Source organism: Streptomyces albospinus (assembly GCF_014648695.1).
Lineage (GTDB): Bacteria > Actinomycetota > Actinomycetes > Streptomycetales > Streptomycetaceae > Streptomyces > Streptomyces albospinus.
In genome coordinates, this window is sequence record NZ_BMRP01000017.1 from 69,694 (window position 1) to 81,559 (window position 11,866).

At 66.1% G+C, this 11,866-nt stretch carries 8 protein-coding genes and 2 pseudogenes; 6 read left to right on the forward strand and 4 right to left on the reverse strand.

From position 1 onward, the window contains the following. The first annotated feature begins 245 nt into the window (after positions 1 to 245). The 3 genes from IEZ17_RS22885 (at position 246) to IEZ17_RS22895 (ending at position 4,990) form a co-directional block, all read left to right on the forward strand. On the forward strand, positions 246 to 1,295 hold the full coding sequence (locus IEZ17_RS22885) for a tyrosine-type recombinase/integrase (RefSeq protein WP_229852530.1): 1,050 nt from the start codon (positions 246 to 248) through the stop codon (positions 1,293 to 1,295). A 1,285-nt stretch (positions 1,296 to 2,580) separates the two neighbouring features. Then, the gene (locus IEZ17_RS22890; protein ID WP_189303084.1) at positions 2,581 to 3,498 is read left to right on the forward strand and encodes a transporter; all 918 of its coding nucleotides are present in this window, start codon (positions 2,581 to 2,583) and stop codon (positions 3,496 to 3,498) included. A gap of 460 nt (positions 3,499 to 3,958) precedes the next feature. Further along, positions 3,959 to 4,990, forward strand: coding sequence for a hypothetical protein (locus IEZ17_RS22895; RefSeq protein WP_229852531.1), 1,032 nt, complete (start codon positions 3,959 to 3,961; stop codon positions 4,988 to 4,990). Positions 4,991 to 5,179: 189 nt separating this feature from the next. On the opposite strand, the pseudogene IEZ17_RS22900 reads toward IEZ17_RS22895, so the two are convergent. Further along, positions 5,180 to 5,443: pseudogene (locus IEZ17_RS22900) on the reverse strand (transposase); the annotation flags it as partial. 4 nt (positions 5,444 to 5,447) lie between these two features. Further along, positions 5,448 to 5,965 (reverse strand): annotated as a pseudogene (locus tag IEZ17_RS44525) (Vgb family protein); the annotation flags it as partial. 157 nt (positions 5,966 to 6,122) lie between these two features. On the opposite strand from IEZ17_RS44525, the gene IEZ17_RS22905 reads away from it, so the two are divergent. From IEZ17_RS22905 to IEZ17_RS22915, 3 genes are all read left to right on the forward strand, one after another. After that, positions 6,123 to 7,124, forward strand: a complete 1,002-nt coding sequence (locus IEZ17_RS22905) for a phospholipid scramblase-related protein (protein WP_189303086.1) — start codon at positions 6,123 to 6,125, stop codon at positions 7,122 to 7,124. A 226-nt stretch (positions 7,125 to 7,350) separates the two neighbouring features. Next, a complete protein-coding gene (locus tag IEZ17_RS22910) occupies positions 7,351 to 8,064 on the forward strand; it encodes a DUF6333 family protein (RefSeq protein ID WP_189303088.1) in 714 nt (237 codons plus the stop codon). Between the two features lie 166 nt (positions 8,065 to 8,230). Then, positions 8,231 to 10,576, forward strand: coding sequence for a hypothetical protein (locus IEZ17_RS22915; RefSeq protein WP_189303090.1), 2,346 nt, complete (start codon positions 8,231 to 8,233; stop codon positions 10,574 to 10,576). Positions 10,577 to 10,703: 127 nt separating this feature from the next. Here the strand turns inward: IEZ17_RS22915 and IEZ17_RS42690 are convergent, their stop codons facing one another. Then, entirely contained in the window at positions 10,704 to 10,943 is a 240-nt protein-coding gene (locus IEZ17_RS42690; protein ID WP_229852532.1) for a hypothetical protein, read from the reverse strand. A gap of 346 nt (positions 10,944 to 11,289) precedes the next feature. Then, the gene (locus IEZ17_RS22925) at positions 11,290 to 11,823 is read right to left on the reverse strand and encodes a nucleoside-triphosphatase (protein WP_189303092.1); all 534 of its coding nucleotides are present in this window, start codon (positions 11,821 to 11,823) and stop codon (positions 11,290 to 11,292) included. Between the last annotated feature and the right edge of the window lie 43 nt (positions 11,824 to 11,866).

Consider the following 11,866-nt stretch of genomic DNA (forward strand, 5'->3'; position numbering starts at 1 on the left):
GGCATCACATCGGTCCGGTCCCGCCGGAGCCCGCACCGGAGCGCCGTTGCGCGCCACGGCCGGGCACCGGCGAGACTGAGGCCGGCCCGGAAGCAGACCGGCCCCGGCCCCGCTCGCCCGTCTCACCAGGAGGTACCCGTGAAGATGCTGATCAAAGTGTCCTAGTTTGGTGCGGCCGCAGGTCAGGACCATGCTGAGGCCCCAGAGGTCAGCAGATTCCCAGCATGAGTCAGGAGACATGCACGTTGGCGACCAAACTCATACGTGGGATGGGCAGCTCTTTCAAGACCTGCTCCTGCACCAGGCAAGGCCGATGCGCGCACCCGTACGCCATCCGCTACCGCGATGCTTCCGGCCGGCAGCGTGAAGAGACGGGCTATTCCACACAGCAGGGCGCCCTGGATCGCCTCACCGAGATCTACAACGAAAAGCGCAACACTCCCCGGCAGCAGGCCGAGCTGAAACGGGAGCTCGGAAAACAGCGCTTCGGTGAGTACGCGTCGGCATGGCTGGCCCGGCAGCGCCATTACACGGCAGGAAGCACCCGGACCGTCAATACATTACTCCAGGGCCAGATCCTCCCGGCACTGGAGTCACGTCGAATCAACACCTTCACCTCGACCGTTGTCGAGGACTTCATCATGTCGATGGAGGAGGGGGACGTAGGGCTCGCGACGCAGCAGAACGCGTTCGACACCCTCAAGAAGATCCTCCTCGACGCTCGACGCAAGGGTGCAATCTCCGAAGACCTCTTCGAGGGCGTCGTGCCGCCCGAGTACATTCCTCGGCAGGTCACCATCCCCACACTCGACGAGATCCACGCCCTCAAGGACGTGGCATCCGACGCGCTGCGCCTGCTCATCGACCTCATGTCCGGCTGCGGCCACCATAACGGCGAAGGGTACGCAGCGAACATCAACCGCATGGTCGCCGACGACGTCTACCGCATCACCGAGCAGATAGACGGCTTGAGCCGTGCAAAAGCACAGCTCAAGCACCGGAAACCCGGCGAGTTCCGGGAAGTTCCGATGCCCGCAACTGTTCGTGAGTCGCTGCTGATGTACGAGGCGAAGCACGGGGCAGACCCGGACGGCTACCTTCTCCGCACCCAGCGCAGCCCCTTCTGGGCTCACACCACCCTGCAATACCAGTGGGACGCAGCAAGGAAGAGGGCCGGCATCACCCGGAAGCTCAACCCGTATTCTCTCCGCCACTACTTCGCGTCCAACTGCCTCTCCAAGGGCATCCCCATCACGGACGTGGCCGAATGGATGGCCACAAGAACATCGGCATGACGTTCCGCATCTATCGACACCTCATGCCTGCCTCCATCGGCCGGGCCGCCAAGGTTCTCAACGAGGGCCTTTAACACGCCTGAAGGGGGCCGAGCATCCGCTCGGCCCCCTTCAGGTGACCCTCTGCTGTTCCGCCCACCGATCCAGATCTTCGATCCGGAACTTCAGCTTGCCACCGAAGTAGTACCGCGGAATCCCGTGCCGACGAGACTCTTCGGTACATCCATCGGGGCGTCATGTCGAGGTACTGCGCAGCGTCGCTTATACCTACGTATCGACGGTCCATCGATCCCTCCTTGCCGTTGCCGGCTTAAGGTTAATCGCAGATCCCGGCCGAACCTCATGGACGGGCATGCCGAGTCTTGGCATCGGCAGACGGGCAGCTCGCGGAAGCGATAGCGGCGCCTTGCGCATAGACCACTTGAGCCCGCTCAGGCTAAACCTGCTGCGGGCATGAGGGCCACATGCGCGTCAAGTACAAGGAGACGGCGCGGGGCGGGCTGGCGGTGAACATCATCGAGTGCTGAGGGAAGAGGTCCTGACCAGCGTTTTCGTCTCTTTCAGCGCTGTCAGGGCCTTCCCTGCTTACGCGGCGGAACGTCCCTGAAAAGTCCCTCGGACAGAGCTGAAAGTCCCTGAAAAGTCCCTGAGCAATCCCAGTGAGCAGGGCTCCAGCGGGCACATTCTCCGGCGACGCGAAGCACCGTCAGTCCGCCGGATGCTCATCTGTGCACCAGCCACGTGAGGTGTCCGGGGCTGCCAGCCCTTGTGGTGCCCACGCCTGTGGCGGCCTCTTCGTCATGACAGCGGTGGAACTCTGGACCTGGTGATCCCCGCACCCCACAGGCGTGGCCCGTGCTGGCTTGCTCTACTCTGTGTCGCAGTTCTGTGCTATCCACACCTGCGGGGGTGGTCCCTTTAGCGGCTTGCCCCGGGCCACTCAGTCCGGGACCCTCCCGGCGATGACGGCGCCGGGCCATAGCTGCCTGGGGCGGGAGATCGCTCTTTCTCGGCAGACCAGTCGACCTGGTGGGAGCGGTGCCTTACCTCACGCCGACCGTGGTGTTCGCACCAGTGGTGTTCCGCCCAGTCCTTGCTGGTCGCTGCACCGTTGACGAACACCAGGTCCTGGCGAGGGTGCACGGGACCGGGGGCGTCTTCCAAGCCGCGCTACGCGAAGTCAACCAGGGGGTGATACTCGTCGACTCCGAGCTTCTGCCGGAATAAATACCTCCTGGGACGGATTGTTAGATCTCAGTGATCGAGGTGGAGTCGGGGGAGGCCTATGAGCAGCCTGAAGGCGTTCAGGGTGAGCGGCGGGCAGGCTGCGGAGATTCCGGGCTCGTCCGTGGCGCTGGAGCGTCATTTGCAGTCGCTGATCGAGGGCAGCATGGAGGCGATGCTGGGCATCCGCTTCCTGGTGAGTGAGTACGCGACGGGCCGGCACCGGGGCCGGATCGACTCCCTGGGCCTGGACGAGAACGGGACGCCGGTCATCGTGGAGTACAAGCGCTCCCGCGACCAGAATGTGACGAATCAGGCGCTGTCGTATCTGTCGTGGCTCCATGACCATCACCATGAGTTCGAGAACCTGGTCAAGGAGAAGCTCGGCACCGAAGCGGCCGAGGCGATCGACTGGAGCAATCCCCGACTCGTCTGCATCGCCGGGGACTTCACTCACCATGACACGGTTGCGATCGAGATGATCGGCCGTCGTATCGACCTGGTGAGTTATCGGGTCTTCGACGATGTGCTGACGCTGCAGCTGGTGGCCTCCGTTGCTGGCGCTGCGGCTCCGGCTCGGGGAAAGGCACCCATCGCGACCCAAGTCTCCAGTGCGGCTTCGCCGAAGTCGGTGCAGCAGTACCTCGACGAGTCGCCGCCGGATCTCCAGGATCTGTACGCGGGCCTCGACGAGGTGCTCCTGTCGCACGAGGATGTTCGGAAAGAGCCGCTGCTGCACTACATCGCGTACCGGCGGATCAAAAATGTCGCCACAGTGCGCGTCCAGCCGCGGAACCGAATGCTCGTGGTCAACCTGAGGTTGGACCCGGATGCGGTGGAGCTGGAGGAGGGCTTCTCCCGGGACGTACGCGGTCTGGGCTGCCTCGGGATCAAGGATGGCGTCGAGGTGCGGATCAGATCGGGTGAGGATCTCGCACCAGCCGGTGACCTCATCCGGCAGAGCGCCGAAGCGGGCTGAGTAGAAGTCAAGGGTGCTTGCGTCATCGGGTTTTCGATGGCGCAACCACCTTGTTCTGTGTTCGGGCCCGGTCTGCCCGGGTGTGCTGTTCTCATTCCTCGGGGCCAGCGAGGGTGAAGTCGTCCTGGGTCAGGGCGCCTTGGGGGTGCGCTTCAACTGGTGCAGTGGGGTTTTTCGATCTGCGGAGTATTCCTCAGTGTTCGGGTCGGTTGCTCTCTCATGGCTACCTGACGGATTGACGCTCACGATCCGGCCTCCCCCCGCGCGGGGGAGGCCGGATGATCCGTGGGATGGATGTGATCAGCGCGGGTGACGGGGAGTCTTGGAGTGTCGGCAATCCGGATATACGGGGGTCACGGTGGTTGTTCCTGCGAACTCGGAGGTAGGCGGCGTTCCTGGGCCACCGGCCGTAAGCCCACGGCGGATGTTGTGGTGGCGGCGGTGGCCCGTGTGGGCGCCCGTGGCAGCCGCATCCTGGGGCGTGTTGTACGCCGCTGTCGAGGTCACCTGGGCGGTGACGGGCACCACCGTGCAATGGAAGGAGCACTCCGCGTACGCGCCAAGGGTCCAGCTCTTCCTGGCGGCCCTCGCGCTCCTGGCCGGCGGCGCCTGCCTGGCCAGCACCCGAACGCTCGCCAAGCTCGGCCGGGTTGTGGTGGCGACGGCACTGATCGTGGCGCTCCCGGTCTTCGTCGTGGGAATGAACGGGCTGCCGATCTATTTCGTGACGATTGCGACGCTCTCGGGGATCGAGAGCGCCACCGGGCTGGCCCAGGTGCTGCTGAACACGGCCGGCGCCGCCCTCCTGCTCCTCGTCGGATTGTCGTACCGCCGACGGCTGCGCGGAGACTGCCCGCGATGCGGGCGGCCGCACGCCGGCACCAGCGACGGCCCGCTTGCCCACCCAGCCGCCTCCCGAACCCCGAGGCGGACCCGCATCGCGGTGTACCTGCTCATGTGCGGACTGCTGCCGTGGGCGGGAACCAAGACCATCTGGACGCTGGGCGGCAACGCGCTCGGCGTCGCGGGCGATGATTGGCAGAGGACGTCGATCGCCAGCGCGTCGGGGCCGTCGAAGGCAACCGCGTCGGCGGGGATCGACGTGACCGTGCTGGCCGCGATGGTCGGGATCTTCCTGCTGCTGGGGCTGCTGTACGTGTGGGGGCAGGTGTTCCCCCGCTGGACGCTGTTCTTGTCCGGACGACGGGTCCCGCGCCTGCTGCCGTTGATTCCAGCCTGGCTGACCGGTATCCCACTGGCGATGTACGGGGCCGCCCTCCTCATCATGGCCCCGCTCATGGCTGCCGGTGTGCTGCCCAAGATCAAGCCGGACCCGCCGTTCACCACCAGCTCGGGGATCACCTGGTTTGTCGAGTTCGGCGGCCTGGCATTCGCCGGTCTGGGCATCGGCCTCATCGTGGCCGCCCGCTCCTATGCCGCCCGCACCCACCCCGTCTGTGCCAGCGCCACGGCAACGATGCGGCCCGGGTAGTCGGTATCGGAATGTCAGCTTCCTGCTGGCGATCGACGCGCAGTTGGCGGCGGCTCCCGATCGAAGCGCTCAAGTGCATCGCGTCAAGCCGCTCCCTTCCTGGACTGAATGGCCCAGCTGTCAGAGGGGGTTGACGTCCATGGCCGACCGGGTGTGTCAATTTAACAGCTGATCTTGTTTGTTGAGTGGTCAGTTGTTGCTCGGGGTCAGGCGGCCCTCGAAGGCGATCTGGAACGCGTTGAGGGGTGCCTTCCAGCGCATGGTCCACCGCTTGCGGCCCTTCCCCGTCGGGTCCAGGCTCATCAGCGCCATGTAGATGCACTTGAGGGCGGCGGCCTCGTTGGGGAAATGTCCGCGGGCGCGGACGGCCTTGCGGATGCGGGCGTTGACGTTCTCGATCGCGTTCGTGCTGCAGATGACCTTGCGTATCTCGACGTCGAAGGAGAGGAAGGGGGGCGATCCGCCCGATCTGGCCTGCGCCGATCTCAACGAACCACATGGCGTCATCGGCGCCTGCGGTGATGCCGACCGGGGCGGCGGCGGGGGTGGGCAGCGGGTGGACGGCGATGTCACCGCCGGGTTCCGATCGTGCCGATCGCGTTGGCCTGGTTCATCGTGAACCACAGCCTGCCGTCGGGGCCGGCGGCGATGGCTGAGGGGAAGGCTCCCGTGAGCGGGAGCGGGAGCTTCGGTGACCTGACCACCAGTCGTGATGCCGCCGATGCGGTCGACGCTGGCCTCGGTGAACCACAGTGCGTCATCGGGTCCGGTCGCGATCCCGAACGGCCCGGCGTCCGGTGTGGGCAGTGCGAATGATTCGGCCTGTCCGGTGGTGGTGATGCGGCCGATCCGATGGGCGCGGAATTCGGTGAACCACAGGGCGTCGTCGGGTGCGGCGGTGATGATCGACGGTCCGGGCGCGCCTACCGGAAACTGAAGGTGACGGACCGGAGCGCCGCCGTCGTGACGGCGTTGGAACGGGGCTTGCTCCCCCCACCGACGGGCGTTAGACGCGTTGCCCCGGGACGCTTTCGCTGCCGGATGCCGCCGCTGACGTGCCGTCAAGGCGCGTGAGCGGGAACGGGTGGTGCCCGCTGTACCCGGTGTCAGTGGCGGCGGCTAGGCTCTCGGCGTGACGCAGACAGCAGTTCCCCCAGGCTGGTATCAGGATCCGTACGGTGCGCCGGTTGTGCGCTGGTGGGACGGCTATCGCTGGACCGAACACACCCAGGCGTCGCCGCCGCCCGCGCCGCAGGCCCCGGTGTACGCGCAGCCGGCCGCCCCGGCACCCGCGTATCCGCAACCGCCGGCCCAGCAGCAGTATCCGCCGCAGGCGCCCGCCCAGCAGCAGTACCCGCAGGCCCCGGCTCAGCAGGAGCAGTACGCCCAGGCGGCGCCGGCTCAGCAACAGCAATACCCGCAGGTCCCGGCTCAGCAACAGTACCCGCAGGCGGCGCCGGCTCAACAGCAGCAGTACGCGCAACCGCAGTACCCGCAGCCACAGCCGGCCTATCAGCAGGCGGGCGGCGGTCCCGAGGCCCTGCTGTCGGCCGAGATCTTCAGGGTCGACCAGGACTTCAAGTGGGTCGACATCAGCACCAGTTACGCGGTCTGCGATCAGCAGGGCAACCAGATCGGTTCGGTCGCTGAGACCGGCCAGAACGCCGCTCGCAAGGCGCTGCGCTTCATGAGCAGCATGGACCGCTACCTCTCCCGCAAGTTCGAGATCCGGGACGCGGCCGGTGTCCCGTTCCTGGTGCTGAGCCGAGGTACCAAGGTCCTCAAGGCCCGGGTGGCGGTCGCCCGCCCGGACGGGTCGCCGGTGGGCGAGATTGTCCAGCAGGAAGTGATCGGCCGGATCAGCTTCGACCTGGTGGCCAACGGCCACACCGTCGGGCACATCCGAGCGGAGAACTGGATCCACTTCAGCTTTACGATCACCGACCACACGGGTACGCCGGTGGCCCGGATCGCCCGGACGCTGCTCGACGTGATCCTGGAAGGCATCGGTGGCCAGGACTACTACTACATCCAGGTACTGCGTCCGATGGACGAACCCCTGCGCTCGCTGGCGCTGGCGGGTGCGCTCACCGTGGACACCATGCTCAAGCCCGACAAGGACGGCAACGCCTAGATGAATGAGTCCGATGGGATGGGCGAGGATGCGGGGGAACCTCGGGCAGCACGCAGATAAACCAGCCCCAGACCAATCTTCCTCGTCAGTCGATGGTCGCCGACCTACGGCGGTACCAAGAGGAGGGGCTCACCCTTCCGTCCGGAGAGTGGACCCTCAACTGCCCGCTTCGCGGCGGGCATGAACCCCACCCCACCGCTGGCGCCTGCCACTACCGTGGGCTGCCATGACTGACGACAACATCTGGGACTATCCCCCCGACACCCCCACAGCCCACACCGGCACGTTTCGCCTGACGATGATCGAGCGGCCCTTTCCCGGCGCATGCGGCTCTCTGCCTCCCCATGACCACGCCCGAGCTCGTGAGATCGCCGCAAGCCTCACCACCGTCGAGGAGATCACCGCCGAGCTGGAATCCCGCCGCGCCGGCGACGAGTTCCCTCACGAGACGCGGGCCGATCTCGAACAGATCCAAGTCGGCTGCTGGGGACCGGTTGCCGAGATCACAGATGCAGCCTTCGCGCACCGCGGCGAGTTCACCCCCTTGGCCGACCACACCGAAGCCCTGGCCAAGCTGCATCCCAACGCGGCACTCATCGGATCAGCCACCGTCGACTTCTCCATCCGCTACCGGTGCTTCCTCTTCATTCACCCCGACGGAACCCGTCTGTGGGCCGATGGATGGGCCGGTGAAGACCCATGGACCGTCGACGGGAACGTCCACGACATCATCGACGCCTTCGCCGCCCACAACGCCCTGGAAGACGTCGACTTCAACGCTGACGTAGAACCCCGCACCATGGCCTGGAGCGAGCTGGAAGACGCCATCTTGCGCACCGTCATGCCCGTCAGGTGGCACGAAGGGATGCTGTCCACCTTCCGTGTGCGGCGTCCCCGAGAGGTGGCCGTGAACCTGGAGGAGACCTGGCTCGAAGAGTAACGATCCGACCACAACGGCTTGTTGGCCGAAACAATCGTCCGCTTCTCACGCCTCTGAGGCGGGGACGAGTCTAAGGTTGGCAAGTCGCCGGCGCCGCGCTCTTTCGAGACGACTCGGAAGCCCTACGCGGCGCGTCTGGCACGAGCTTCTCAGGGGGAGAGACTACGTGACCATCCCGACATTACGGCCGCCGGGCCGTCCATCGCGCCTGCGGGGGCGCCTCACGCTCGCCATCGGCGCAGCAGCCGCCATCACCGTTGCCGGACTTCCCGGACTCCACATCGGCCAGGCCGAGGCCGCGGCCAAACCACAGCGTTGCGACGAGAAGTACCTCGGGCACAGCTACGGCACCACTCCGCCCAACTCCGGGCCGCCACTCAACGGCGACTACGACCCGTACCCGACCGACGAGAACTACACCTACGTCAATCCGGCCAGGGACTTTGACGGCGTCCTTGCACCCACCCAAGCCCAGCTCGACAAGGCCGGAACTGACTACAGGTCATGGCAGAAGAAGTTCGAGAAGACCGGCGATCCCGAATACCGGGTCATGGAGATGTACGCGCGCTACCAGCGCCAGTACAACTCGCCTACCGGATATAAGGAGTGGAACCGGTGGATGGACATCCGCTGGCTGGCACCTCATGGAAGCCCGCCCCGCGGTGACGCGTTCATGGCCCGTATGGTCAAGAAGTACAACATGGTCGGCCCGGACTGGTGGTGTGAGGACACCCTCCAGTACACCGACGAGGACGGCAAGCCGCAGAAGCGGTACGTGGACGCCCGCAACCGCGCCGAAAGCCGCAACGTCGAGATCAAGTCGAACGGCCACGTCGAAGACGACCAGATGAAGGCCGACCGGCAACTCGCCAAACAGCGCCCCAACGACAAGTTCCAGTACCTGACCGGCGCGGCCACCGACGACCCCAGCAAGAAAAAGATCAAAGCCTTCGACGAAGAGCTGAAGAAGGCACGAGGAACCAACGAGCCCCAGGCCGGCATCGTCGAACGCCGATCCAACGCCATCGAGCGCCCACAGAAGCCGAACGTCTACACCAAGTACGACCCGCGCTTCAACGCGGACCCGCTCAGGGGCGGACGCTCCCCGATCATGGACGAGGCGCTGCGCTCGGGGAAGACCCCCGAGGAAGCCTTCCGCATCCAGAAGCAGTACCAGGCGAGCAACCGCGGCGGCTACTTCATGCGCGGCCCCGGCGGCATCGACTTCTCCACGATGCAGCTCAACTACGTCTCCACGCCCGTCAAGGGCCAGGGGATGAAGTACTCGTTGAAGGCCGACTACGCCAAGGACCCGGACACCAAGCCCGGTTACGGCGGCGAGGCCCGCCTCAACCTGGCCGACGACGCCTTCTTCACCTGGCTCGCCCTGACCCCCGACAAGTTCTGGGTCAACCTCAACCCCATCCGACCGGACCTCATCTTGGACAGCGAGTTCGCCAAGACCGACGCCGGCCGCATCCTGCTGGAAGCAGACCTGACCCTCAAGCACGACTACGCCGACGCGATGAACCCCGACAAGTACGAGCGCGGGGAACGCTTCTGGCAGGCCGCTCCCCGCACCGCGGAGGGTCAGCCGTGCCTGCCCATCATCCGCCAGTGGATCACCCCCAAGCCCGCCACCGTCCGTGAACAGGACGGCGGCATCTACATCCTCGACGCACCCCTCAAGGTCAACATGGAGGTGCCGACAGGCCCCGACGTACCGCCGAACACCTGCAAGATCGACGAGGCGCAGACCCGGCAGGCCGAAACCCTCATCAAGACGGTGATCCAGCCCGAGCTGGAACGGCGCGTCAACAACGACCCGTCCTACGCCGACCTGCGCTACGTCTACCGCTCCCGCGTCGCGGCCGAGCACGTGCGCCGCGCGGACGCCACCCAACCCACCGACTTCCACAAGATCATCAACAGCAACGACATCTCCAAGTGGAAGCTGCGCGCCCCGAACCAGAACTGGGACAAGAAGACCGTCTACGACAAGTACGTCTACTCGTTCAAGAACGGCGACTACAAGTTCAAGCGGACCTACGGCGGCAAGGTGTGGATCCTGTCCATGGGCGGGGTCGACTTCTCCAAGGCCCCCAAGCGCAACATCACGCACGCCCAGTTCAACGCTCAGCACCAGGACCTGGACAAGACCACCAAGACCTCCACACAGGCGGAGACCACCTACCGCAACACCGAGCAGGTCTTCCTGGGAGCCGACGGTGAACGCGGAGGCAGCGGTGGCGACCCCACCCCGACGCCCACACCGACGGACACCGGCAAGCCCACACCGACGCACAGCCCGTCGACTCCAGCGCCGACCCCGTCCACACCCGCCGGCGGCCACAGCCAGCCGCCGGCGACGAAGAACCCCGACGGCGACCTCGCCCACACCGGAAACAACATCCCCGTGGGCCTGATCGCGGGCATCGCCGCAGCGCTCGCCGCGACCGGCGCAGCACTCACCTGGTGGATGCGCCGCCGCAAGCAGGGGCCCGCCAGCTGACCTGAGCAGGCAGTCGTGTCCGTCGAATGAGGGCCCCACCCCCCACATCCCGGGGTGTGGGGCCCTCACGCATGCTCTGGCGGGGACTGGAAGCGGAGCAGCGGCTACTGCGTCTGCCCAGCCCTACTCAGTCCGCACGGGGCTCAGCGAGATAGGTGCCGGCCAGTGTGCCGTCGTATCCAGCGGCCTGGGCTGCGGCCTCCAGGCTCGGGTAGTCCTGGCCGATGCCTTCGCCGATCATTGCCATGTAGTCCGCGCGGGTCAGTTCGCGCTCGACCCACTGGTGCGCGCAGCGGCAGCGGATGCTGATCTCGTTGCGGTCGCAGATGACCATCCAGTCGCGCCGGGCGCCGCGCTGGGAGCACATGACGGTAATGCCTGTGATGCGGATTTCCTCGGGGTGTGTGGTGGCCGCGCAGACCGATGTTCCCGCCCGCGGGCTGCGTCTCCTGCTGAAGCCGCAGCAGCGGGTCATCGCCGGATGCCGTCTCGGGCGGGACGGTTCTCGGGGCCTGAAGTTTCTTGCTGAGCATCGGCATCGTCTCCATGTCTCTGTTCAACCAGCCATAACCGGCACGGTTGCCGGTGTCCAGCCCTTTACGGTGCTGGTCAGCGCCTCGGCCCGTGGGAACGGGGCGCGCTGGGTTGAGCGCGGACGGTGGTCTCAGGCCCCGGCAGCTTCGCGGCCGGGGCCTGTGCGCAGATGGCGGTCGTCATCGGCTTTCCAGCCGTGCTGCCAGATCGGCAGGGAGTGTGTCCCGGTTTGCCCGGGTCACCTGGACGAGTTCGATGTCCGCGCGCCGCTTGAGGGCGTCGGTGAACGGGTCACTCTTGGCGTGGACCGTGGCGACGATGTCGATGTCGGACTCGAACAGGGAGCGGACTGTGTCCCGGAACGCCGTGCACGTCAGCTCCATACGCCCGAGCTCGTCGATCAGCACGAGTTCCCCAGGAGCCGGATCCGCTGCCGTCGACCTGAGCGGCGGCCATGCTAGCCGCTTCATGACTCCCAGGTCGACGCCGTACCGGCCCACCCGCGGTGGCCCCGGGAAGTCGACATGGGCGAGCACTGCTCGCGGGCCGCCCCCCAGTGTTTCCAATGCGAAACCGACCCGGGTGCCGCCTTGCCGGATCTCCTCCGTGGTGAAGCCGACAGCCCTACGGGTGCGCAGGAGTGCGGCCAGTCGGCGGATAACGGTCGTCTTGCCCGAGCCGGGACGTCCTTCGAGCAGAATTCTCGTTGGCAATGTGAGCTCCGATCAGGTCCGCCTTACGAGGTTCCCGGCGCGG

Coding starts and splice junctions, on each gene's coding strand:
- IEZ17_RS22910 (WP_189303088.1), top strand. CDS start 7,351: ATGACTGACGACAACATCTGGGACTATCCCCCCGACACCCCCACAGCC.
- IEZ17_RS42690 (WP_229852532.1), bottom strand. CDS start 10,943: ATGTGCTCCCAGCGCGGCGCCCGGCGCGACTGGATGGTCATCTGCGAC.
- IEZ17_RS22890 (WP_189303084.1), top strand. CDS start 2,581: ATGAGCAGCCTGAAGGCGTTCAGGGTGAGCGGCGGGCAGGCTGCGGAG.